This is a genomic window from Phyllobacterium zundukense (assembly GCF_025452195.1).
Taxonomy (GTDB): domain Bacteria; phylum Pseudomonadota; class Alphaproteobacteria; order Rhizobiales; family Rhizobiaceae; genus Phyllobacterium; species Phyllobacterium zundukense_A.
In genome coordinates, this window is sequence record NZ_CP104973.1 from 1,569,543 (window position 1) to 1,593,007 (window position 23,465).

The 23,465-nt window shown below is 58.3% G+C and carries 18 protein-coding genes and 3 pseudogenes; 5 read left to right on the top strand and 16 right to left on the bottom strand.

The genetic code is table 11. The features are described from left to right. Position 1 precedes the first annotated feature (1 nt). The 8 genes from cyoA to N8E88_RS20085 all read right to left on the bottom strand — a co-directional run bounded on the left by cyoA (position 2) and on the right by N8E88_RS20085 (position 8,338). Complete coding sequence (gene cyoA, locus N8E88_RS20050) at positions 2-856, bottom strand: ubiquinol oxidase subunit II (protein WP_262295197.1); 855 nt, start codon at positions 854-856, stop codon at positions 2-4. 83 nt (positions 857-939) lie between these two features. Continuing rightward, a complete protein-coding gene (locus N8E88_RS20055) occupies positions 940-2,892 on the bottom strand; it encodes a pyrroloquinoline quinone-dependent dehydrogenase (RefSeq protein WP_262295544.1) in 1,953 nt (650 codons plus the stop codon). Positions 2,893-2,921: 29 nt separating this feature from the next. After that, entirely contained in the window at positions 2,922-3,281 is a 360-nt protein-coding gene (locus N8E88_RS20060) for a hypothetical protein (RefSeq protein ID WP_262295198.1), read from the bottom strand. A gap of 293 nt (positions 3,282-3,574) precedes the next feature. After that, positions 3,575-4,759 carry a M20 aminoacylase family protein gene (locus N8E88_RS20065; RefSeq protein WP_262295199.1) on the bottom strand — a complete coding sequence of 395 codons (1,185 nt, stop codon included), beginning with the start codon at positions 4,757-4,759 and terminating at the stop codon, positions 3,575-3,577. A gap of 34 nt (positions 4,760-4,793) precedes the next feature. Continuing rightward, on the bottom strand, positions 4,794-5,567 hold the full coding sequence (locus N8E88_RS20070; RefSeq protein ID WP_262295200.1) for an amino acid ABC transporter ATP-binding protein: 774 nt from the start codon (positions 5,565-5,567) through the stop codon (positions 4,794-4,796). Next, entirely contained in the window at positions 5,554-6,468 is a 915-nt protein-coding gene (locus tag N8E88_RS20075; RefSeq protein WP_262295201.1) for an amino acid ABC transporter permease, read from the bottom strand. The genes N8E88_RS20070 and N8E88_RS20075 overlap by 14 nt, the downstream gene beginning before the upstream one ends. Before the next feature lie 6 nt (positions 6,469-6,474). Continuing rightward, complete coding sequence (locus N8E88_RS20080; protein WP_410010691.1) at positions 6,475-7,314, bottom strand: ABC transporter substrate-binding protein; 840 nt, start codon at positions 7,312-7,314, stop codon at positions 6,475-6,477. 55 nt (positions 7,315-7,369) lie between these two features. After that, positions 7,370-8,338 carry a substrate-binding domain-containing protein gene (locus tag N8E88_RS20085; RefSeq protein ID WP_262295203.1) on the bottom strand — a complete coding sequence of 323 codons (969 nt, stop codon included), beginning with the start codon at positions 8,336-8,338 and terminating at the stop codon, positions 7,370-7,372. 97 nt (positions 8,339-8,435) lie between these two features. Between N8E88_RS20085 and N8E88_RS20090 the strand changes: the two genes are divergently transcribed. Beyond that, positions 8,436-9,770, top strand: coding sequence for an aminotransferase-like domain-containing protein (locus N8E88_RS20090; RefSeq protein WP_262295545.1), 1,335 nt, complete (start codon positions 8,436-8,438; stop codon positions 9,768-9,770). Positions 9,771-9,853: 83 nt separating this feature from the next. Here N8E88_RS20090 and N8E88_RS20095 read toward each other — a convergent pair whose 3' ends face one another. The 5 genes and pseudogenes from N8E88_RS20095 to N8E88_RS20120 all read right to left on the bottom strand — a co-directional run bounded on the left by N8E88_RS20095 (position 9,854) and on the right by N8E88_RS20120 (position 15,635). Further along, entirely contained in the window at positions 9,854-10,969 is a 1,116-nt protein-coding gene (locus tag N8E88_RS20095) for a porin (RefSeq protein ID WP_262295204.1), read from the bottom strand. Continuing rightward, entirely contained in the window at positions 10,966-11,223 is a 258-nt protein-coding gene (locus N8E88_RS20100; protein WP_262295205.1) for a hypothetical protein, read from the bottom strand. Before N8E88_RS20100 ends, N8E88_RS20095 begins: the two co-directional genes overlap by 4 nt. Position 11,224: 1 nt before the next feature. Continuing rightward, positions 11,225-12,460 (bottom strand): aminomethyl transferase family protein, encoded by a 1,236-nt coding sequence (locus N8E88_RS20105; RefSeq protein ID WP_262295206.1) that lies wholly within the window; start codon positions 12,458-12,460, stop codon positions 11,225-11,227. Between the two features lie 4 nt (positions 12,461-12,464). Then, a pseudogene (locus tag N8E88_RS31565) lies at positions 12,465-14,029 on the bottom strand (phytoene desaturase family protein). Then, complete coding sequence (locus N8E88_RS20120) at positions 14,016-15,635, bottom strand: phytoene desaturase family protein (RefSeq protein ID WP_262295209.1); 1,620 nt, start codon at positions 15,633-15,635, stop codon at positions 14,016-14,018. The pseudogene N8E88_RS31565 and the gene N8E88_RS20120 overlap by 14 nt, the downstream one beginning before the upstream one ends. A gap of 262 nt (positions 15,636-15,897) precedes the next feature. Between N8E88_RS20120 and N8E88_RS20125 the strand changes: the two genes are divergently transcribed. The 3 genes and pseudogenes from N8E88_RS20125 to N8E88_RS20135 all read left to right on the top strand — a co-directional run bounded on the left by N8E88_RS20125 (position 15,898) and on the right by N8E88_RS20135 (position 18,999). Beyond that, positions 15,898-16,587, top strand: a complete 690-nt coding sequence (locus tag N8E88_RS20125) for a TetR family transcriptional regulator C-terminal domain-containing protein (RefSeq protein ID WP_262295546.1) — start codon at positions 15,898-15,900, stop codon at positions 16,585-16,587. A gap of 23 nt (positions 16,588-16,610) precedes the next feature. Further along, positions 16,611-17,692, top strand: a pseudogene (locus tag N8E88_RS20130) (extracellular solute-binding protein). Then, positions 17,689-18,999: a flavin monoamine oxidase family protein gene (locus N8E88_RS20135; RefSeq protein ID WP_315975301.1), complete on the top strand. Its 1,311-nt coding sequence runs from the start codon at positions 17,689-17,691 to the stop codon at positions 18,997-18,999. Before N8E88_RS20130 ends, N8E88_RS20135 begins: the two are co-directional and overlap by 4 nt. Here the strand turns inward: N8E88_RS20135 and N8E88_RS20140 are convergent. From N8E88_RS20140 to N8E88_RS20150, 3 genes and pseudogenes are all read right to left on the bottom strand, one after another. After that, positions 18,963-20,037, bottom strand: a pseudogene (locus N8E88_RS20140) (ABC transporter ATP-binding protein). The gene N8E88_RS20135 and the pseudogene N8E88_RS20140 overlap by 37 nt on opposite strands. 7 nt (positions 20,038-20,044) lie before the next feature. Beyond that, complete coding sequence (locus N8E88_RS20145) at positions 20,045-20,866, bottom strand: ABC transporter permease (protein ID WP_262295210.1); 822 nt, start codon at positions 20,864-20,866, stop codon at positions 20,045-20,047. Beyond that, complete coding sequence (locus N8E88_RS20150) at positions 20,863-21,780, bottom strand: ABC transporter permease (RefSeq protein ID WP_262295211.1); 918 nt, start codon at positions 21,778-21,780, stop codon at positions 20,863-20,865. Before N8E88_RS20150 ends, N8E88_RS20145 begins: the two co-directional genes overlap by 4 nt. 250 nt (positions 21,781-22,030) lie before the next feature. On the opposite strand from N8E88_RS20150, the gene N8E88_RS20155 reads away from it, so the two are divergent. Then, a complete protein-coding gene (locus N8E88_RS20155) occupies positions 22,031-23,452 on the top strand; it encodes an aminotransferase (RefSeq protein ID WP_262295212.1) in 1,422 nt (473 codons plus the stop codon). The last annotated feature ends 13 nt before the right edge of the window (positions 23,453-23,465 follow it).

Here is a 23,465-nt window from a genome sequence, read left to right on the forward strand (position 1 = left end):
GTCAGGTTCCGCCAGAAATCGTGGGTGCCGAATGGTGCCCGGCGGGGGATGTACCGGATCCGGGGTTGTTTGAATTCACGATATCATTGAACAGGTTTTGCTCGACCTGACCAAAAGTTGACGATGCCACCGCGGAACTCGGACGCGCCAGCTCCGAGTAGCTCGCCTTGTCCAACTTCCCGCCAGCAGTGCGTGCGCTTGCAGTCCACTGGTCGAAGGCTTGCTGCGGCATTGCATCGACCACGAAGCGCATATCCGAAAAGCCTTCGCCGCTGAATTGCGCCGAAAGGCCGGGATACCTTCCCGGCTTGTCTGCGAGCAGATTGAGCCGCGTCGTCATGCCCTCCATCGTGTAAATCTGGCTGCCGAGCTGTGGCACGAAAAAGCTGTTCATGACAGTCGCGGATGTGAGCTGAAAGCGTATCGGAACTCCTGCCGGCACCATGAGCCTGTTGACGCTTGCAACGCCCAGATCGGGATAGATGAAGAGCCATTTCCAATCGAGGGAAACCACCTGCACATTGAGTGGAGCGGCACTGGAAGCGATCCGCTTGCCGGGATCGAGGTCGTGGGAGCCGACCCAGGCGATACCGCCGAGGAACAGCACCACCAATGCAGGAATCGACCATACGATCAGTTCGATGCGGCCCGAATAGGACCAGTCAGGCATGTATCGAGCCCGCGCGTTGCTGTGCCGAAACCACCAGGCGAACCCGAGAGTGAGCAGAATGACAGGAATGACCACTGCCAGCATGATCGTTGTTGCGTTCAGCAATATCGTGTTCTGTGCGGCACCGACCGGACCCTGCGGGTCGAGAACGCCGCTGCGCCAATAAGAACCCGCTACGTCAGACATGATGTAATAACCAGTAAGCGGATTGTCTCATCAACGAAGCCCCTTTTGCCAACCCGGTTCCAAGTTGCGATGGTGATGGCGCGTCAGTCAGGCAGGGCGAAAGCGATAATTTCGTCGCTGACCTTTGGAGTGAGGATCGAATTACCCCCCGCTGCAAACACGACATATTGTTTGCCCTTATACTCATAAACCGCCGGAAGCGCGACAGCCGGCGCTGATACGAGAGACTTCCACAACACCTTGCCGGTTGCAAGGTCGAGTGCGCGCACCATCGAGTCCATGGAAGCGCCGATAAAGATCAAGCCGCTTGCGGTGATGACGGGGCCTCCCAGGGTGATCGATCCCCATGACTCAGGCATATAGAAGCCATATTGCTGCACCTGGCCGAACGGCACGTCCCAAAGCTGCTTGCCGGTTTTAAGATCATAGGCAGCAATTGAACCATAGGGAGGCTTCCAGCAGGGCATTCCCAGAGGATTGAGGAATGTTGTGAGCTGGACTCCGTAGGGTGCGCCGGTCATCGGAAAGAAACCGCCGGTTTCCAGGCCTCCGGCAGTCGCTGCCTTGTCATAATCAGCACGCGGGATCAGCTTGTAGATCTGCACTGCACTCGAATAGTTGACAACGAAGGTGCCGGTCGAAGGGTCGACCGCTCCGCCACCCCACTCGATACCCCCAATCGTACCCGGATAAACCAGAGACCCTTCAAGGCTGGGCGGTGTGAACCGGCCCTCGTCGCGCAAAGTCGCGGCGGTGCGGCTGCAATAGCCGAAGCTCACGATGTCCGCCAAGCCAAAGACACCGGGCCACTTGTCTCCCACGACGGCTTTGGGCAGTGGCACGTAGGGTTGTGTTGGTGAGGCCTTCTCTCCCGGTACTGTTGATGCCGGGAAGGGGCGTTCCTCGATCGGGTAGACCGGCTCACCCGTCTCGCGGTTGAGGACATAAAGGAAACCCTGCTTGGAGGTCTGCACCAGCGCCGGAATTGTGGCTCCATCCTTCTGGATATCGATCAGTGTCGGCGCAGAATTGGTGTCGAGGTCCCAGATATCATGATGCACGAGTTGCCTTGACCATACGACTTTGCCTGTGTCCACATCGAGCGCAGTCACTGATGTCCCGAGCGAGATCGCGTCCAACCTGTTACCGCCGAAAAAGTTTGGACTGGGCGAACTGACCGGCAAAAACAGCAGGTTGCGGTCACGATCGACGGCCATGCTTGCCCAGACGTTTGCGGTGCCGCTCTTGGCAGCGTCCGCTGGGTTCAAGGCATGGAACGTCCAGCGCAGAGCGCCCGTCCGCGCATCGAGCGCAAACACAGTACCGGGTGGATCGACGGCATCGGCCCAGTCCTTGCCGGCCCAACCAACGAAGAGGAAATCCTTGTAGACGGTTGGAGGCTGGAGAATGGACAGCGGCCACTTGGCGTTTTCAACATTCCACTGGTCGATATCCACGACGCCGCCTTTGCCGAAATCGGCGCAGGGCTTGCCCGTGTCTGCATCAATGGAATGCAGTTTTGCGTCCATCGTACCAATATAGATGCGTTTCTGGCATGCCTGCGCAGCGTCAGGGGCATCTGCCTGCCAGTAAGCAACGCCGCGGTTCTTGAGGTCGGGCTGTGTCAACGCTTCAAGAACAGCATTGGTGTCGTAGCTCCACTTAACCTTTCCTGTATCGGGCTCAAGTGCGAAAATCCGGTAGAAGGGTGTGCCGAGGTAGACTGTGTCATTAACGAAAAGCGGCGTCGCCGACCATACTGTTGGCGGAAGATCGGCCTGCGGATCAGTGGCCGGCGGACGATTGTGCATTCCAGCCGATGGCGGTCCACCGGATGAAACGTCACCAGTATGGGTACGCCATGCCACTGCGAGATTCCCCACATTTTGCGGAGTGATCTGCTTCAGGGGCGAGAATTTTTGTGCCGCAAGGTCACCATTGTAGGTGCTCCATTCGGCGCTCTGGGCCCGGAGTTCGCCGCAAGTTGCCGTCAACGCCACAACAGACAACGCCGACAATAGATACTTTGTCCACATCACGTCGGTCACCATTGCAAAAGCTTGGTTCAGGCAAACGCGCGACGCCGTCTGAACACGTGAAGAATCCAGCCGAGAAGGCTGACGAGCATAAGGATCACAAGTGTTTGACTATGCAGGAGATACCCGGCGAATGATGTGCCGGCGATATTGAGGAGAGAAGAGACAATGAAGAACGACCGGAGGAAGCCGGAGTTCAATTTGGCAAGCGCCATACCGAACAGGGCCAGCAGAATGGTGGACGCAATCACCAGAAGCGTTCCTGGCTCACCGGCGATACCGCTATCGGGATTGAAGTAGTTGAAGATGGAAACGATCAGACCGCCAAGCGATGCCAGCACCATGAGTGCAGCTCCAGCATCATTAAGGATCCCAGAAATTTTGGTCATCGTCCCCCTCGCTCCTATAGTATTGGAGCAAGCGAGTGGCAAAGTCTAGCTGGATTTTTACAGCCCTATAGCTCTTTTGATCAGTCTAACTGCAGTAATCGCCCAACATACCTAAACAATGTTGCATATAGCCAGAGTCCTCAGCTTAAACAGAGATGCAATTCGCTGGTCCGGTTGGGAGGCTGCGCGGCTGGACTAGAACAACGATGCGGGAATCCATCAACGCGTGCACGTCACGGTGCCGCCAGCGAATATGCTTTTTACTTCGATGGAAGCAAGGGTTGTTGTCCAGGCTACGCCGATAAGAATCGCTCGGTGAGCCGGGCCCACATGGCGGCACCGGTGGTCAGGCTGTCGTCGTTGAAGTCGTACTTCGAGCTGTGCAGGATCGGCGAGTCCTCGCCATTGCCGAGCCGCAGGAAGCAGCCTGGCTTGTGTTCCAGGAAATAGGCGAAATCTTCGCTGCCCGGAATCATGGGGCATACGCCCACCTTGTCGTCGCCCACGAGTTCCTTGACGACGTCTATGGCGAAGGCCGTTTCCTTCTCCGAGTTGATGACGACGGGGTACCCGCGCTCAAAGTCGATGGAAACGCTGGCGCCATGCGCTTCGGCGATCGACGTCGCGATGCCACGCACGCGCCGCTCGAGCATGGCGCGGACATCCGGCGAGAAGGAGCGAATGCTGGCGACGATCTCGGCCGTTTCGGGGATCACGTTCGACGCCGTGCCGCCGTGGATGGTTCCGACCGTCACGACCGCAGTCTCGATCGGGTTCACATTACGGGACACGACTGTCTGCAGCGCCATGACCATGTTGGCCGCAACGACGATCGGGTCGACTGTCAGATGCGGACGGGAGGCATGCCCGCCCTTTCCGACAATGGTTATCGTCGCGGTATCGGAGGCAGCCATCAATGGGCCCGGCCGCATCAGGAAGGTGCCGGCAGGCGCGCCCGGATGATTGTGCAAGCCGAAGATCGCATCGCAAGGGAACCGATCGAAAAGCCCATCTTCGATCATCGCCTGGGCGCCGCTGCCCTTCCCGGCCTCCTCGGCAGGCTGGAAGATCAGATTTACCGTGCCGTTGAAATGGCGGGTCCGCGCCAGATATTCGGCTGCGCCGAGCAACATTGTCGTATGGCCGTCATGGCCGCATGCATGCATCTTGCCAGCGGTCGTGCTGGCGTAGGGCAGGCCCGTCGCTTCCATAATGGGGAGGGCATCCATGTCCGCGCGAATGGCGATGCTGCGTCCGCCTGCACCCTGCCGCAACCGACCGACGACACCGAGACCTCCGACGTTGCGGGTCACCTCGTAGCCCCAGCGTTCCAGGCGATCGGCGACGTAGGCGGCCGTTTCGTGCTCCTCGAACGAGAGCTCCGGATGTGCGTGCAGGTGCCTGCGCGTCTCGATGAGCTCGGGGGTCCGATCGTCGAAATCCGCAATGCGAGCGAACTCATTTGAAGTTTGGGGCATGAGACTGTCTTCCGTGTTTTGCTCGGCCCGCCGGTCAGATGAAGCGGCTGAGGAAACTTCTGGTGCGGGGATGGGATGGATTGGTAAGGACCTCTGCCGGCGGACCCTCTTCGACGACGACGCCTCCGTCCATGAATACGACGCGGTCCGCTGCTTCCTTGGCGAAACCTATTTCATGGGTGACCACGATCATGGTCAAACCTTCCTTGGCAAGGTCGCGCATGGCGGCCAGCACTTCGCCCACCAATTCCGGATCGAGGGCAGATGTCGGTTCGTCGAACAGCATCAACCTAGGCCGGATTGCCAGCGCGCGGGCGATCGCCACACGCTGTTGCTGCCCGCCCGACAACTGGCGCGGATAGGCGTCCATCTTTTCCGCCAGCCCGACGCGGTTGAGAAGTTCCTTGGCGTATCGGACGGCCTCGTTCCGGTTCTGGCCATGGACGCCGATCGGCGCTTCGATGACGTTCTGCAGCGCAGTCATGTGCGGGTAGAGGTTGAACTGCTGGAACACCATGCCGATCTTGCTGCGCTGGACAGCGATGTCGCGATTGGAAAGCTTGTTCAACCGTCCATTCTTGAGGCGATAACCGATCTGTTCCCCGGCGACTTCGATGAAGCCCTGGTCGATCGCCTCGAGGTGGTTGATGCAGCGAAGGAAGGTGGATTTTCCCGAGCCTGACGGACCCAGAATCACAACCACTTCGCCGGGCGCGACATCGAGGTCGATGCCCTTGAGGACTTCCAGCGGGCCGAACGCCTTGTGGACATTGCGGGCCCGCACAAGGCTGGTTTCAGACATGCTCATGGGCCGCTCCTACCATGGGCGTGGCGTTTTCTTTTGTCCTGTCCGCAGGCGTCGACCCACGATCGCCACGATTGTAATAGCGTTCGATGGCGCCCTGTCCGACGTTAAGGATCGACGTGATGAACAAATACCAGAGCACGGCGACAAGCAGCATCGGGATGATCTCGAATGTCCGGTTGTAGATCGACTGGACCGAGTAGAGGAGATCGGCCATGGCGATGACGCTGACAAGCGAGGTCGCCTTGATCATGCTGATCAGCTGATTGCCGGTCGGCGGCACGATGGACTTCATCGCCTGCGGAATGATGATGCGCCACAAGGCGCGCGCCTTGTTCATACCAAAGGCCTCCGCCGTCTCGGCCTGACCCTTGTCCACCGACAGCAGGCCGCCGCGAATGATCTCGGCCATATAGGCGGCCTCGTTCAGGGCCAGCCCGACAATGGCTGCGGTCAACGGTGTGATGAGGTCGTTCGTGTCCCAGCTCGCGATTCCGATGGAAATGCGCGGGAACAGCGTGGACATATTATACCAGAAGATAAGCTGCACGAGCAGCGGTGTTCCACGGAAGAACCAGATGAACAGACTGGCCAGGGACGACGCCAGCCTGTCGTTCGACATGCGTGCGATGGCGAGAATGAGTCCGAGCACCACACCGATGATCATTGCGACGACCGTCAGGCCGAGTGTCACCCATAGGCCCTGTATGACCGTAGGGTCGAAGAGATACTGGGCTACGACCGGCCAGCCGAAGTTCGGATTGATCGCCACGATGTAGGCGAATCCAAGAGCGACGGCCAAGGTGAAGATCCAAAGGGCCAGGCGTGTGACGGGGAACGGCACGTGCGCGAGTTTGACGTCGCGCAGCCTGTCGTCGGGTTGAATCGATGCGGAACCGGACATGATCCTCTACTGCCCCTGGTTGATGCCGGGGGTGTCGATCAGATTCTTCTCGAGGCCCCATTTCTTCATGATCTGGGCGTAGGTGCCGTTCTCGATCAAAATCTTGAATGAGTCGAGCAGTACGCCGCCCAGAGGCGAGCCCTTCTTCACCACGGCGCCCTGATAGATGTCCTTGAATCCGTTGGCCTGGCCGACTGCAGCCAGCTCGAGCTGGCCGTTGGCCTGCTGAACGAAGTAGGTCAGGGGTGCCTGGGAAGAGAAGAAGCCGTCGGAGCGTTTCGACCGGACGGCCAGGATCGAGCTCGGCTGGTCGGTGAAGGACTGGACCTCGACCGCCGGATTACCCGCAGCCACGCATTTTTCGGACTGTTGCTTGATAACCTTTTCCGCCGAGCCACCGGCCATCACTGCGATGCGCTTGCCGCACGAGGCGTCGAGCGACGTGATGCCCTTCGGATTGCCCTTCTCCACCGCGAAGACGACATATTCACGCGCCCAGTCGATGAAGTCATTGGCCTTCTGGCGGTCGGGATAGTCGCCTACCGGGCCCATGGCGAACTGGTAACGGCCGGAATTGATGCCGCTGAGCAGGGCCGGAAGACCGGCCACGGATGCATGATCGATGGTGATCCCGAGCAATTCGCCTATGGCGATCGAAATATCGTTCGTCGCGCCGGTCAGGTCGGTTCCGGTGACGATTTCATAAGGAGGGAAGGAGCCGTTATTGACGGCGACCATCTTGCCCGCGTCGCGGATGTCCTGTGGCAAGCGCGAGCGTAGCTCCTCATTCTGCGTCTGTTTCTGAATGTCCTGAGCCCATGCAGCGGTTGCGGCCAAAGCCGCCACGAGCGAGGCGAGAATGCGGATCGATTTCTTCACGGTACACTCCTCTTGGGTGAAATTACGTCAGGCGACGCCTGGCTTCGAACGGAAAAAGCGAATGCGGCGTAAGCTCGGACTGCAGGATGCCCTGATCACGTAGTTCGGCAATGAAATCCTCGATCATCCTGAAATTCGCGTCCAGTCCACTATCGTTCCACGTCGGCGGCAAGTCGCGCGCCGAGCGCAGCAGCTCGTCGAACATCCACGGCGTCGTTTCGGCATATTTGCGCCGCTTCGAGGTCCAAAGCCGCTGACTTTCGTCGACGAGACGGGTTAACTCGCCGGGAAGCCAGGGATGGTCATGGACCAGCTCCGCCTTGACCGCAATTATGTGCATGCCGGGCACATATCCGACTTCGTCGAAATAGGCCTTTTCGGCGGCTGCGAAGTCCGGCAGCAATTGGCGAAGCCCCGCCCCGTTCTCGAAATAGCCGTCGGGCATGAAGGGAGTGAAGATCGCATCGAGCTCGCCCTTTGCCAGCAGTTCGAGCATGGGACGTTCACCGGGAGCCGCCTCGATCCTGCCGGCCAGGCCATAGCCGTCGAGCCGATCGACAATGGGGTGGTTGGCCGTCAGGCGACCGGCGAACCAGAACGCATCTTCGATGTCGACGCCTTCCCGGCGCAGGGCAGCCCGCGTCCAGGTGTTGCCGGAGTCGCGCCAGCCGGTGACGCCGATCCGCTTCCCGGCCAGATCGGATAGTCGGGTCATCGGGCTCGCTTCGGTGGTTACGACGCACCTGTGGCGGAAGCCTCGCATGATGAAGCAAGGAATGCCGACGATGGTTTCCGCGCCCTCGGCCATGGCGGAGGTGTAGCGGCTGAAGGAAACTTCCGCGGCGTCATAGATATCGCTCGAAGCAAGATCGGGGATCAGCGTTCCAACGCGGTCCACCTGGAGTTCGACCCGATCCGACGAGATGTCGCCGAAGATCAGCGGAGTAAGGTAGTCCCAATCCCGGGTGGCAATTTTGATGGGAACGCGCATGGATTTCCTCATTCCGGCGGTTTGACGAGACCTCCGTAAATGTTTATGTTGATGCAATCAAATGTTATTATGACATTAAACATTTAAAGTTCAGATGATGACAGATCAATTCGACGCTCAATGGTTTGCTCATCGTCTTGGCGATCGGACTTCGCGCGGCATCGCGCTTGAAACGGGCGCGATGATCCGCTCGGGCCTTCTGCCGGTCGGAACCAAACTGCCGTCCGTACGCGATCTCGCCTTCACGCTGGGTATAAGTCCGGCGACGGTTTCCATCGCCTGGGCCGATCTGCGCCGCCACAAGATCATTGGGGGGAGAGGTAGGAACGGCGCCTGGGTGATGGGCGACCGATTTGCGCCGCGTCCGACGCGCCTCGTGAACATCGGCAACTACGTGCCGGACACCCTGGAACTCGCGACGGCGTCGCCGGACAGGTCTTTGCTTCCGCCGCTGGAAGCTGCGCTGGTGCATGGAGCGAAGGCCGAAGCGCTCAACAGCTACGAAAGGGTTCGCATCCTGCCCGAGTTGGAAGACATCGTCCGTCCGACCTGGCCCTATGATCCTGGTGCGTTCCTGGCAACCAATGGAGGGTACAACGCCGTATACACCTTGCTGCATGCACTGGTGCCTGCCGGTTCGCCGGTTGCAATCGAAGACCCGACGGCAATGCGGCTTCTGGACATCCTGGAGGATCTCGACGTTCCGATCATCCCGGTTGCATGCGACGTGCACGGGCCACTTCCTGAAGCGCTCAGGGAAGCGCTGAAAGAAAAACCGGTGGCGTTTCTCTTCCAGCCCAGGGTGCATTCCGTCACCGGCTCCTCCATGACGGCGGAAAGACTTGAAGCGTTGGGCGACGTGCTGAAAGGGTCCGAAACGCTCATCATAGAAGATGATGGCGTCGGCGATATTTCGGAGGCGCCCCGGCATTCATTAGGCCGGCGCTTTCCGGACCGCGTCATCCACATCCTTTCCTATTCGAAAACACTCGGGCCCGATCTGAGGCTGGCCGTGTTGTCGAGTTCAGCGCGCATCGTCGAACAGATTCAATCGTATCGAAGCTTCAGCGCAGGCTGGACGAGCAGAATCTTGCAGGCTGCTGCATCCTGGCTTCTTCAAGACCCGTCGACGGATGAAATCATCCGTCGAGCCAGGACGATTTATCGGGAGCGCCGGCACTCGTTTGTTTCGGCATTGCTCCTGCGTGACATAAGAATTGATGCCGGAGACGGCCTGAGCGTGCTCGTTCCAGTCATGTCGGAGAACTTTGCTTTGATAACCTTGGCGTCCCGCGGCATCGCGGTTCATCCAGGTTCAAAATTCTCCATGAAGCCGATCAATTTCATACGCGTCGCCACCAGTGTCCTTCAATTGCCGGACGTCGACAGGGTCGCCGCTGCGATCGGGGTCGCGGCCGCTGTACCCAGATGAGCATCCGGGGCGCTTTGCTTCATGCAAAAGCGGCCTGAGAGATCAGGCCGCTTTCACGTCTTCAAATGGGCGCCTGTGAGGGGTCAGAAATTCCTCTGGAAGCGGATTGTGCCGCCGAAAGCATCGTCATCGCCGCCATTGGCAACCGAGAAGGCCTCGCGAGCGCCGTCGAACTTGGTGTAGTTGAGTTCCGGCGTGATCACGAAACCCGGAACCAGTTCGTATTCGACGTTGAGAGCAAGGGCGTAGGTGCCTTCGTCTTCCCAGGCCGCCTGGCCGTTGAGGGTCGCCTTCTCGGCGAGTTTTGCAGTGAAGCCACCCCATGCGGCCCAATCGCCCTCCCAGGTACCGAACCAGTTGCGGTTGAACTGATCGACATCGCCTGTGGCGGGATCGAAGTCGTTGTCGTAGCCGGACTGATAGCCGCCCATGATGAAGACCGAGAACTTGTCGTTGATCGTGACGTCGAGCCGAAGCTTGCCGGCAAATTCCTCGATGTTGGAGTCGTAGCCGACGACGCCGGATACACCGCCCCAGTCTTTCTCAAGTTTTGCACCGGCGAGAACGTGAGGCAGATAGTCTTCGATCACATATTGTCCGCCAAGGCCGGTAACATCATCCTGACCTTGCTCTGCGCCGATCATGGCCGAGAAGCCGTTGCCGCCGGTAAAGGTATAGCTGACCTGATTGCTCTGCCCGGATTGGTAGTTGATCACATCGTCGTTGAGGACATTGCCGGCGTAGCCGACGAATGATCCGAAAAGTTCATCAGCTGTACCGATGCGGAAGCCGCCGAGTTCGATCCACGCTTGCGGGAGTGTACCGCCGGTGGAGACGCCGTTCTCGTATTCGAGGCGGGTTTCGGCGTAGGAGCGAAGCGTGCCGAGCTCCGTCTCCGAACGGGCATCGAAGCGAACTTCCGCGCGGGTAAGCTTGTACCACGTCTCGTCGCCGTTGGCGCCGGCATTGGTGCCATCATAGGGATTGTCTCCGGCTGCAGCATCGTAACGAACATAACCGTCGATCTTCAGACAGGTCTCTGTACCAGGTATGTAAAAGAAGCCGGTGCCGTATGCATCGCAAACGCGCACATATTCGACGGGCTCCGGTTCAGCAACAACAACTGCATCTGCAGCGCGGGCGCCGGACGCTGCAACGAAGCCTGCAACGGATCCTAGTAAAAGACTTTTGATATTCATTGTTTTTCCCCATGTTGATAATTGTTGATCCTCGTCAGCCAGTCGCTTCCGATACGATGCGATCTCAGGATCGCAATCGGGTCTTCCCAATCGAGACGCGAACAGACGCGATAGATCTCCAATGTCTCCGCATCCATTTCGCCCCGCCGATTGAAGTACATGGCGGCCGCATAACGAGTGCGGCCTGACCACTCCTGTCCCAGCGGCGTGTTGATCAAGGCCCATTGTTCTCGCTCTACTTCGTCCGCAGACATGTCAGAAATCCGCAGGCGGGTTCGCAGTGCGTCGATCGAGCTTGATGAAGGGCCTCGGCACCACCTTGGCGCGCTTCATCAGCTTCTGATAACGAAGCTCGCGCATGGCATAGATCTCGACCCACAGATCGCCGGTTATGGTGTCGCCGTAGGGTCGCTCCAAACTGGCCAGTGCAATATTGCGCTTGGCCATCGGCGACCAAATCGCCGCGCTGACCAGTCCTATCTCGCGCTTGCCCTGGTGATAGACGATGGCGTGTTCGGCAGGGATATTCCCTTCGATTTCGAGCCCTATGAGGATGTGCTTCAGGCTGCCATTGGCTCGAGCCTGCTGGATGGCACGCCGCCCGTTGAAGTGGGGCTTTTCCATATCGATCATGAATCCGAGGCCAATCTCATCCGGCATTCGCACCCGGTCCGCGCGGATGGCGTGCTCGGCGGTGATGAAATCGGAATTGGCGACGATCAAGCCTGCTTCGAGCCGTGCCCGGTTGAGTGCGGCATAGCCTATTGCGCGCAAGCCGCGCTGTGCTCCCGCTTGCCACAACCTATCCCAAAGACCGAGAGCCAGTTTCTGCTCTACGAACAGTTCATAGCCAAGATCGCCGGTAAAGCCCGTGCGCGAGATCGTAACTGCGCCGCCTTCGTGCGGAAATTCGGCGAGATCGAAGATCTTGAGCGCGGCGACATTTTCGAAGCCCGCATCGCGCAGCACCGCGAAGGACGCTGGCCCCTGCAGCGCCAGAGCCGCGATAGAACTGGTCTCCTCGATAATGCTGACGTCGAACCCGATGCCGCTATCGAGCAGCCAGGGTAAATGCCGTTCCTGGCTGCAAAGGCGAAACCGATCACTCGTCAGGCGGAAAAGGGTTCCGTCATCGAGCACGTGGCCTTCATCGTTGCACCAGGCTGTATAGTGAACTCTGCCGGGCTTCAACTTCCTGACATCGCGAAGGGTAACCCGGTTCAGGAATGCTTCGGCATCCGGTCCTTCAATGCGATATTTCACCATTGGCGAAATATCGAACAGCGCGGCCTGGCTGCGAATGGCAAAATATTCGAGTTCTTCGTCCCAAAGCGAAAGAGGCGCCTTGTAGCCGGCCCAATCGTACCACTCCTCCGTTTGCATCAAGGCCTCGATGCGCGGCTGAAACGGCGAGGCGATGCGCGGCGTGCGGAAATGGTCCTGTGAGGCGGCTCTCGCCATCAGCAGCTTTTTCGGGTCGCTGTGCTTCATGACGTTATCCTTTCCTCGCAATGATGCGCCGCGCCGCGTTCAATCCCGGGACACCCGACACGCCGCCGCCCGGATGTGAGCCGGAACTTGCAAGATAAAGTCCGTCAATAGGGGTGTCATAGCCTTCAGCGCCGAAAACGGGACGGGACATCAACATCTGATCCGCCTGCAGTTCTCCGTGGTGCCAATGTCCACCTGGCATGCGGTAACGCTGTTCAATATCCAGCGGCGTAAGGAGTTCGGCGTGGAGGATCGATTTGCCGAGTCCTGGGGCGTAAGCCTCCAGCTGTGCGAGAATTGCCTTCAGGAACTTCGGCTTGCCAGCGCTCCAACCCTCCTTCAATGCGTAGGGAGCATACTGAACGATAGCGGAGAGAGTGCATGCGCCATCGGGCGCAAGGGATGAGTCGAGCAGGCTCGGCAGGGTTATCTCCATGACCGGCTCGGGCGAGAATTCTCCGTACTTGGAGGGATTGAATGCGCGCTCCACGTGATTGGCGGAAGGTGCAATGACTAGCCGGCCATTCAATTCCGGTGTACGCAAGCCTGAAAATTGCGGAATTCTGTCCAAGGCCAGATGCAGTTTGGCGGCGTCGCCATTAACCCGGATATTACTGATCCGTCTTACAAATCCTGTGTCGATCTCGCGGGTTCCGACAAGATTGAGAAACGTCGTGCGAGGACTGATGGCGGATACAACCGTTTTCGCCCGTATTTCCTCACCACTCTCCAGCACGGCACCTACCGCCCGGCCATTCTCGACGATGATCCTGACGACGGGAACATTCGAGCGGATGGCCACGCCAGCTGCTCTGCGGCGAGTTCGATTGCCTTGACCACGGCGCCGGTGCCGCCGACGGGATGCATCTGCGCGCCGGGCTTGCCACCCATTTCGCCCGCAAGCCGGTAATAGAGCCCGAGCAGGGAGGTCGGGGACCGCGGTCCAAGATGGCTGCCAAGTGTGGCATCGAAAGCAAGAAGACCTTTCAACCGATCGTCTTCGAGATGTTCGTCCAGCACATCGGCGACGTTCACGAGCAGCATGCGCAAAAAATCGCGCATGTCCTCCTTGCCGAGCCGGCGCAGGGAGATGCCGGTCATGGCCAGCGCGGACGTTTCCGCAAAGGACATGCCACGCAAATCGGGAGGTCTACGCGCGAGCAGGGGCTTCAGGATCCCTGCATAGCGCAAGAGTTGACTGCGCAGTCCGCTCCACGCCTCCTGTTCCGGCTTGGCAGCGCCGACGAGAGTTTCACCATAAGCGCCGATCAGGGTAAGTGGCGCACCTTCAGCTGAAAGCACGGTGGTCGGCATGAGACGGGATACGTCCAGTTTGAGGCCGTGCTTCTGCAACTCCAGAGACTTGATCACCTCGGGATGCAACCTGTTGATCAGGTGGGCTACCGGAGACGTCCGGAAACCTGGTGCGAATTCCTCGGTGCGCGCAGCACCGCCAGTTTCACCATTCGCTTCCAGCACGAGCACTTTTCTGCCGGTTTTGCCGAGAGTAGCGGCAGCAACGAGGCCATTGTGACCGCCACCAATGACTATCGCATCAAATGACGTCATGGGCGGGACTCATATGTTTCGTGCCAAGTGACAGATCACGCAGGATTTCGGCTGCAGCGTTGCGTCCGGGTGCTCCCATGACGCCGCCGCCTGGATGTGTGGAAGAGCCGCACATGTAAAGGCCGCCGACCGGCGAACGGTATTGCGCGTAGCCGGGGACAGGGCGGTTGAACAGCAGCTGATCGAAGGTCAGTTCGCCCTGGAAGATATTGCCTTCCGTCAGGCCAACTTCCGCTTCGAGTTCGCGCGGGGTGCGCACTTCCATATGAATGATGCGATCGCGGAAACCGGGCGAATAATCGGCGATCTGCGAAATCACCGTCTCGCCGAAAGCATCGCGGTCAGCGTCTGTCCACTCCTTGCCTTCCACCTTGGGTGGGCAATATTGGACGAAGCAGCTCATGAAGTGCTTGCCGGGCGGCGCCATCGTCGGATCGAGCGTTGTTGGAATGACCATGTCGAGGAAAGGATCGGCCGACCAGCGCCCGGCCTTCCAGTCATCATATCCGCGTTCCATGCGTTCTACGCTGTCGGTGAAGTGCATGTCGCCGCGATAAACGGGGGAATCCTTTGGAAGTGCCGGAAACTCCGGCATGGAATCGAGCGCGATGTTCACCTTCCCGGACGAGCCGCGCATCTTGAAGTTCCTGACGCGTCGCAGGAAAATATCGGGAAGTTCCTTCTCCTCGACGAGTTTGAGGAATGTCCTTTTCACATCGGCGTTGGAGATGACCATTTTTCCGGGTATTTCTTCACCGCCGACGAGCACGACACCCTTGGCGGATCCATTTTTGACGAGAACGTGGTCAACTTCGACGCCGGTGCGGATCGTGCCGCCGGACGCCTCGAACGACGCGGCGAGCGCCTTGGTGACCGCACCCATGCCGCCGCGGGCGTAGCCCCATGCACCGACGGACCCGTCGACCTCGCCCATGTAGTGATGCAAGAGGACATAGGCCGTTCCCGGTGACATTGGCCCCAGCGCCGTGCCGATAATTCCGGACAGCGCAAAGTTCGCCTTGATCACGTCTGTCTCGAAATATTCATCGAGGAAGTCCGAGATCGACATCGTCCAAAAGCGCAATGTATCTGCCATTTCTGTTGCGCCGAGACCGGCAAATTTCTTGCCGAGATACATCAGTTCCGAGATATCGCGCGGGCGGAAGCTCGTTGGATCAGCGGCTGTGCGCATGAGCAACGGCTGTATGAACCGGCACTGTCTCGTCACGTCGCGCGCATATCGATCATAGGCTTCGGCATCGCGTGGCGAGAAACGCGCGAACTCCCGGCGGTGCGCGTGATGGTCGCGATAATTGGCCAGGTAGTCGCCGTCCCGGGTAAAGACGGCGCCACCTTCATAGGAGATGACCTGCAGGCCAAAGCGCGGCAGTTCCAGATCGCGCATGATCTCCGGCCGGAATAGCGAACAGACATAGGAGCAGTTCGAATAGAGGAACCCGGGGGTGAGGGACCGGCTCGTCGCGGCGCCGCCGATCCAGTCGTTCTTCTCCAGCACGAGCACGTCAAGTCCAGCACGCTGCAAATAGCACGCGTTGACCAATCCGTTATGTCCCGCGCCAATGACGATGGCGTCCCAACTTTTCATTCGATACCCGTTCCCACTGTTCTTGCTCCATAATTCACACGAGAAATAATGGCTTGTCCAGTAGATATTGAATGAATGTTCAACAAATATGATTGCGTTCTGGACGACTTGGGTTATTGTTGAGCTGGATTGTGGACGGTACGCCCTTGACGGAAGCAGAGATCATCGGGACCTGGAAACGATGCAGAGCGAGCTTGACAATGACGGCTTTCACTTCACTCATCGGCATGAGGATGCCGGGCGTGATTTGCAGCCCGGCCGGATGCAGAAGAGGTCAGGCATGAAGGTCACACCGATCAAGGAAAAGGACGCGGAGAAGCGCGGCCGAAAGGCTTCGAAGGAGACGAGGCAGCTGCAGCTTATCGAGGCGACGATCGATTCGCTCGCCAAGCGCGGCTATTCCGAGACGACCATGGCGGATGTGGCCGATGGTGCCGGTCTCTCACGCGGCATCGTCAATTTCCATTTCGAGAGCAAGGAAAAGTTGCTCGTCGCAACACTGCAATTCATGTCCGAGGAATATTCCGTTCACTGGCGCAACGCGCTGGCCAAGGGCGGCGATGATCCTGCCCGGCAACTTGCCAGTGTTGTAGCTTCCGATTTCGATCGTGCCATCTGCAACAAGAGAAAGCTGGCCGCCTGGTGTGCCTTCTGGGGCGAGGCGAAATCCCGGCCGACCTATCAAGCTCTGTGCGGAGCGCGGGACGAGGCCTATCAGAACGTGATCATCGACATCTGCAAGAAGCTCAAGACCGACGGCGATTATTCGTTCGATGCCACTGCAACTGCACTTGGACTAAGCGCCATGCTTGAAGGTCTGTGGCTGCGTCTCATGATGGGAACCGAAGATGTGACGCGGGAATCGGCCCATTTTGCCGCCTGCGATTATCTGGCCTCCGTATTTCCAAAACACTTCTCAAGGGAAGCCTTGCCTGCAAAGAAAACCGCATGAACGGTTAAAAAAGGGGAATGAGCATGAAGAAATCGGGCCGCCATCTTGGCATCATACTTGGAGCCGCCGCCGCGCTGTCGGCTGCTGTCGCGACGATAGCCATCGCCGCAGACAAGGATCTGATCGTTTTCGACTGGGCCGGGTATGAGGAGCCATCGTTCCACCCCGGCTATGTTGCCAAGAATGGTGAGTCTCCAACCTTCGCTTTTTTGGCGACGAGGATGAAGCCTTCGAGAAGGTGCGTTCCGGTTTCAAATCCGACCTTGGACATCCATGCTCGCAAAGTGTGAAGAAGTGGCGGGAAGCCGGTCTGCTGCAACCATTGGATACGACGAAGATCACCGGCTGGAATGATCTGGCACCGAACATCATGGCCATGAAAGATCTTGCGACTACAGCGGACGGCAAGGCATGGTTCATGCCTTGGGACTGGGGGAATACATCGCTGACCTATAACAGCGATAAGGTCGACGCGAAGGACGTGCAATCGCTGAAAGCCTTTGCCGATCCGAAGTTCAAGGATCGCGTGTCTATCGGCGACAATGTCGACGATGCTTATGCTTTGGCGAGTCTCGCGATTGGGTTGAAAGACTGGACGCAGATGACTGACGAACAATTCAAGCAGGCGTCGGACTTCCTTCGTGAGGTCCATAAAAACGTACGGCTCTATTGGACAGATACCACCGAGATCGTACAGGCGATGGGCGGAGGCGAAGTCGATCTGGCCTGGGCATGGAATGATGCAGCGACGCAACTCAATCTTGCCGGCACGCCTGCGGCGAGAAAAGCCGATACAGATGAAGGTAACTCCACTTGGGTTTGCGGTTATGTCCGCTTCAAGGATGCGCCCGGATCGGAAGCGAAGGCCTATGATTTTCTCAACGCGCTCAATGATCCGGCGATCGCAACCTACATGGTGAACGATTGGGGATATGGCATGGCGAACGCCAAGGGCATGGGATCGGTCGATCCAAAACTGCTGGAGGAAAAAGGCTATGCCAACAACGACAAATCCGCCGAGAATACCTTGTTCCAGTCGCCGCTGCCCAATGAGTTGAAGGCGAAGATGATCGCTGAATTCGAGAAGATCAAGGCGGGGTATTGAGCGCAGACGTTCCCTCGCGCGTTGTCGTCGTCGGCGCAGGCTTTACCGGCATGTCGGCGGCGAGCGAACTGCAACGCGCGGGCATAGACTTTGTCCTGCTCGAGGCGCGGGATAGGGTGGGCGGACGCGTCGAGTCGAAAGCGAACTGCCTTGGCGAGCTTTACGATACGGGGGGCCAGTTCATCTGCGACGACATGCCCGAGATCATGGGGTTGGCGCGAACCCACGGCAAGACATTGGTCGAGACGCCTACACGCGGTGACACCATCGCCCAACCGCCGCCGCACGGCAGGCATGATGCGGAAAAAGTTTCTGCAGGATCGATGGCTCTGCGCCGACGCCTGCGAAAACTGGATCCGAACGATCCCGCGCTGTCCGGTTTGGCCGTCCGCGCATGGGTCGAGAACCAACAGGCCGAACCCGCCGTAAAAATGCGGTTTCTCTCGTTGATCGAAGGTCTATGGTGCGTGCCGGCCGGGCTTGTTCCACTGTGGTTTATTGTCGATAACGACCGGCGCATCACAAACAAGGTCTCCGAACTGCAGTACTTTCTCAAGGAAACGATGCATTCGCTGGCCGCAGATATGGCGCGGTCGTTGGGGAAATCGCTGCTATTAAGTGAGCCCGTCGACCGTGTCGAGACGACTGCATCCGGTGTGATGGTACGCACTATCCGCGAAGGCTATTCGGCCAACGAGGTCATCATTGCTGTACCGCCTGTAATGGCGCGCAAGATCATCTTCCATCCCTCCTTGCCAGACGCAATAAACAACGCGCTTGCCTCGTGGAAGAGCGGCACAGTCGTCAAGTTGCTCATACGATATGCCGAACCTTTCTGGCGGAGGACGGGCCTCAGCGGCAGTGTCATCTGGGTCGATCCACGCGGCCTCTACGCGTGCGATGCGAGCCATGATGACCAGCACCCGGCACTCGTGGTCTTCCTCGGGGGACCCATCGCCGTCGAGTGGTCAAGCCTTGGCGAAGAAGCGCTGAAGCAGGAGGTGCTGTCGAGACTGGTGGTGGCGCTTGGGTCAGAGGCTGGCACGCCGCTGGACATCCTGCTTCGTAATTGGATCGATGACACGTGGAGTGGTGGTGGCTATTCGGATATTGTCGAGGTCATGAACGCGATCGAAGCCGAAAATGCCTTGCGCCGCGGTTTTGCCGGCATCACCTTTGCCTCGTCGGAACTCTCGCCATCGTTTCCCGGCTATATCGAAGGAGCGATCATTGCCGGCCGCTTGGCGGTCCGGCCAATTATCGAGCGCCTTCAGTCGGCGAGTGCCACCAACGCGTCGGGGTCGTAGGCGAGGCGGATCGGGGCGCCCACCGGAATATCGTCAGCGCCAAAATTATTTGTCTCCGTCACCGAGAGCGGTTTGTCAAAACCTGGTATCTCGATCACGAGATGGGTTATCTCACCGAAATAATGCCGGTCGATAACCTTGCCGGCCACCTCGTATTTATCGGTCGCATCATCCCACAGGACGCGCAGGCGTTCGGGTCTGATCCCGAGCGTCGCACCTTTGCCATTCCTGACAAATGCCGCTGGCTTGTCGGTTTTCACCCGTCCAAAACCTGGCGTATCCAATATCATCGATGCGCCATTCTCCTCGACAATCTCAGCCTTTACGAAATTCATGCCGCCGAGAAAGTCGGCGACCTGACAGTTGACCGGCCGCTGGTAAATCTCTTTCGGCGATGCGACCTGCGCGATCTTCCCGCCGAACATGACCGCGATGCGATCGGACATGGCCAGCGCTTCATATTGATCGTGGGTGACGAGAATGAACGTGATGCCGACGGCTTGTTGCAGCCGGCGCAATTCAACCTGCATCTGCTCGCGCAGCTTTCTTGTCCAGCGCTGAAAGCGGCTCGTCCAGGAGAAGCACCTTTGGGCGCATGACCAGCGCACGGGCGAGCGCAACACGCTGGCGCTGTCCACCAGACAGTTCGGTCGCACCGCGCTTCCCAAGCCCGGTCAGTGATACTTGCGACAGCGCTTCTTCGACGCGGCGCTTTTCTTCGTCTGCACCAAGGCGGAGCCGTTTCAGCCCGTAACACACATTCTGTTCGACATTGAGATGCGGAAAGATGGCGTAGCTTTGAAAGACCATGTTGGTCGGCCGCCGGTTGGCGGGAATCCCGTCCATCGGTTGCCCGTCGACCGAGATCGATCCGCTTGTCGGCATGTCGAAGCCTGCGATCATACGGAGCAGCGTGGTCTTGCCGCAACCAGAGGGGCCAAGAAGCGAGAAGAACTCACCCTCGCGGATCGTGAGTGACGTCTCATCCAGCGCCTTGAAGGCCCCGTAGCTGCGCGTCACGCGCGAAATCTCGATCATGGAGCGTTCAGGCAATCATGCCTCCCATATTCTGAGTGCGATTGCTTGCGCGGCGTCGCACGATTTCTGCGATGGTCAAAAGGAGAATCGAACCAGCGAGGAGCAGCGTACCGAGAGCGAGGACGCCCGGCAGCTTGGCGGCAAATCGCAACTGACCCCAGATATAGACAGGCAGAGTCGCTTCGGTTCCGGTCAGGAAGAATGCCATGATAAATTCATCGAGCGAGATGGTGAAGGAGACGAGCAGGCTTGAAATAATAGCAGGCGAAACCATGGGCAGCGTCACACGCCGGAACGTTCCGAAGGCGCTCTCGCCAAGGTCCGAGGAGGCTTCCTCAAGGCTCCTGTCGAACCCTTCGAAACCCGAGGTCAGGACGCTCAGCGAATAGGGAATGCAGATCAGTACATGGCCGAATACAACCGTGATCAGCGACAGGCTAAGGCCGAGTTGCAGCATGACAAGCAGCATCGAGACTGCAACGATGATCTCTGGAAGGACCAGCGGCGCCATGAGAAGGCCATTGATGGTGCGCCTGCCGGGGAAGCGATAGCGCGTTATGGCACGCGCGGCGCATATGCCGAATATCGTGCTCAATAGGGAGGCGGAGATGCCGACGAGCAGGCTGTTCCATGCCGCATCGGTCAGTGCCGGGGTGCGAGTCAGGTCGCCATACCATTTGAAGGTAAAACCGCTTAAGGGAAACTTCGGTATCGCCGATGTGTTGACCGAAAAGATCGGTAGGAAAATTACAGGCAAATAGAGGAAGATGACGTAAAGGAAGGCGTAGGTTTTTAGCCAGCTTGGCGCAAAGTTCCGCAAGGTCTTCATCGGATTCGCCTCGCTGCCATGCGGATCACGAGAACGACAGAGGCGGCCATTGCCGTCACCACGGCCATGGTCGTCACCGAGAGCGCTGCGCCAAGTGGCCAGTTTGCGGCTTTGCCGAACTGAGCCTGGATAGCGTTGGCAATCATCACACCGTCTTTGCCGCCGACCAGACGCGGCGTCACGAAATCGCCGACAGTCGGGATCATCACGATAAGCGTTGCAGATATGATCCCAGGCACCGACAGGGGTAAGGTAATTCGCAGGAACCGACGCAATGGCCCATCGCCAAGGTCGGTCGCGGCCTCGACAAGCGAACGGTCGATTTTTTCCAGCGAGATGAAGATCGGCAGTACGGCAAATGTTGCCCACGCGTGCGTCAACGTGATCACCACTGCACTGGTGTTGTAAAGGAACGCGTCCGACGGACCGTTGGTGATCCCGAGGCCCATCAACGTCGCGTTGAGAACGCCATTATAGCCAAGGATGACTTTCCAGGACATCACGCGCAGGAGATAGCTTGTCCAGAACGGGATGGTGATCAGGAACAGCCAGACGCCTTTGTGCTCGCCGCCATGAAACGAGATGAAGAAAGCGATCGGGTAGGCAAGGACAACTGTAAAGAAGCTGACGAGGAGGGAAATCCACAGCGAGCGCATCAGAAGATCCCGGTAGATGGGATCGGTCAGCGCGATGCGATAATTTTCGAGGGTGAATGTCCGGTCGATCGTCAGGTAGTTTTGCGTCCAGAAACTGTTCGCAATGACCAGAACAATTGGAATGACCAGGAAGATCACTGCATAAATAAACGTCGGGCTTATCAGCCCGAGACCACGCGCAGCTTCTGATTGCAGAACAGGATTTCTTTGTTTTCGCACGACAGGCAGTGCGGCGATCCCTTCCGCCGGTGCCGTCATTCGAACGGACCGCGCGCGTGATATGCCATCAGGTACCGGAGCATATTGTTCCCATTCATTCGATTGACGCGGCACGTTCCCTGTCGTGCCTTCTTTCTTGCATCATGCGCCTATCTGTGGATTGAAATCAAGTGCTATTTCTGACATATTGATTGAATGAACATTCAATATAATGGGAGAAATCCTATTGATTTCCAATAATTGAGTGTAATTTTAAACGGGGAAAACCCGACACAAGTGTGAGGGAACTATGGCGGCGGTGAAACAGATACGGGCAGCCGGGGTGGCAGCGGCGCTGACAAATCACGAGACGATCGATCTCGCCAAGCAGCATCTGGTTCAGCCATGGCCCTGTGCTGGAGAAATCGGCGCCGAAGCCAGGTCGCTGATTAGTGGCGGCGAGGGAATCTATATCACGGACGGCGAGGGCAAGCGGCTTATCGATGGGCCCGCAGGCATGTGGTGCGTCAACGTGGGGCACCGCCGTGAAGAGCTGGCGCGCGTCATGTACGACCAGGCCATGCAACTATCATACAACACCCCTTGGTATACGATGAACGAGCCATCGGCGGTGCTCGCAGCGCGTATCGCCGCCTATGCGCCTGGTGACCTCAATCACGTCTTTTTCACCACCGGCGGCTCGACAGCCGTCGAGAGCGCACTGCGTTTCATGCAGTTTTTCAACAATGCGCGGGGGCGGCACGAGAAAAAGCTGATCCTGTCGCGCGGCGGCGCCTATCATGGTTCTACCTATCTTTCGGCATCGTTGAACGGGCGTCCGCGGGATCGCGACTGGATGGATGGGGCAGACGAACTTGTCGTCAAATTGTCCTCTCCGGACGCATTTCGCCGCCCCGATGGGATGTGCATAGCCGCATTCTCGGATATGCTGGTCGCCGAGTTCGAGGAGACGGTCCGCCGCGTGGGCGCCGATAAGATCGGTGCGTTCATTGGTGAGCCGGTCCAGGCTTCAGGCGGCGTCATTCTGCCGCCCGAAAACTATCTACCCCGCATCCGCAAGATATGCCGGGACAATGAAATACTGTTCATCGCTGACGAAGTGGTCACGGCCTTTGGCAGGCTCGGGCACGTCTTCGCTTCCGAGGATGTGTTCGATATCGATCCGGATATCATCACCTTCGCCAAGGGCGTCACCTCGGGCTATTTTCCGCTCGGCGGCATGGTCATTTCAGAGCGTCTTCTTGAAGAACTGCGCCGTTCAAATCACCCGACGGCGATGTATGCGCATGGACTGACTTACACCAGCCATCCCGTCGGCTGCGCCGTGGCGCTCACCAATCTCGACCTGCTCGAGGATGGCATCCTTGCTCATGCGCGGTCCGTTGCGCCCTATTTTCAGCAGCAATTGAAGACGCTTGAGGAACTACCCCTGGTTGGAGAGGTTCGCGGGATGGGCCTGATGGCCTGCGTCGAGTGCGTTGCCGACCGCGAGAGCAAGAATCCGCTGCAACTTGATACGAATGTCGGAATGCGCATCGATACACATTGTCATCAGCTCGGCCTATTGGTGCGGCCGCTCATCAATATGTGCGTCATGTCTCCGCCGCTGGTTATTACCCGCGAACAGATCGACGATATGGTGGGGATCTTGCGTGAAGGGATTTCTCGCACGATGGACGATCTACGGCGTGAGGGCGTCTGGCAAGGTTAAGCCGACTAATGAT

Coding starts and splice junctions, on each gene's coding strand:
- N8E88_RS20075 (WP_262295201.1), bottom strand. CDS start 6,468: ATGTCCGGTTCCGCATCGATTCAACCCGACGACAGGCTGCGCGACGTC.
- N8E88_RS20085 (WP_262295203.1), bottom strand. CDS start 8,338: ATGCGCGTTCCCATCAAAATTGCCACCCGGGATTGGGACTACCTTACT.
- N8E88_RS20105 (WP_262295206.1), bottom strand. CDS start 12,460: ATGAAGCACAGCGACCCGAAAAAGCTGCTGATGGCGAGAGCCGCCTCA.
- N8E88_RS20120 (WP_262295209.1), bottom strand. CDS start 15,635: ATGAAAAGTTGGGACGCCATCGTCATTGGCGCGGGACATAACGGATTG.
- N8E88_RS20070 (WP_262295200.1), bottom strand. CDS start 5,567: ATGAGCATGTCTGAAACCAGCCTTGTGCGGGCCCGCAATGTCCACAAG.
- cyoA (WP_262295197.1), bottom strand. CDS start 856: ATGTCTGACGTAGCGGGTTCTTATTGGCGCAGCGGCGTTCTCGACCCG.
- N8E88_RS20095 (WP_262295204.1), bottom strand. CDS start 10,969: ATGAATATCAAAAGTCTTTTACTAGGATCCGTTGCAGGCTTCGTTGCA.
- N8E88_RS20055 (WP_262295544.1), bottom strand. CDS start 2,892: ATGTGGACAAAGTATCTATTGTCGGCGTTGTCTGTTGTGGCGTTGACG.
- N8E88_RS20090 (WP_262295545.1), top strand. CDS start 8,436: ATGACAGATCAATTCGACGCTCAATGGTTTGCTCATCGTCTTGGCGAT.
- N8E88_RS20155 (WP_262295212.1), top strand. CDS start 22,031: ATGGCGGCGGTGAAACAGATACGGGCAGCCGGGGTGGCAGCGGCGCTG.
- N8E88_RS20100 (WP_262295205.1), bottom strand. CDS start 11,223: ATGTCTGCGGACGAAGTAGAGCGAGAACAATGGGCCTTGATCAACACG.
- N8E88_RS20060 (WP_262295198.1), bottom strand. CDS start 3,281: ATGACCAAAATTTCTGGGATCCTTAATGATGCTGGAGCTGCACTCATG.
- N8E88_RS20065 (WP_262295199.1), bottom strand. CDS start 4,759: ATGCCCCAAACTTCAAATGAGTTCGCTCGCATTGCGGATTTCGACGAT.
- N8E88_RS20125 (WP_262295546.1), top strand. CDS start 15,898: ATGCAGAAGAGGTCAGGCATGAAGGTCACACCGATCAAGGAAAAGGAC.
- N8E88_RS20145 (WP_262295210.1), bottom strand. CDS start 20,866: ATGAAGACCTTGCGGAACTTTGCGCCAAGCTGGCTAAAAACCTACGCC.
- N8E88_RS20150 (WP_262295211.1), bottom strand. CDS start 21,780: ATGACGGCACCGGCGGAAGGGATCGCCGCACTGCCTGTCGTGCGAAAA.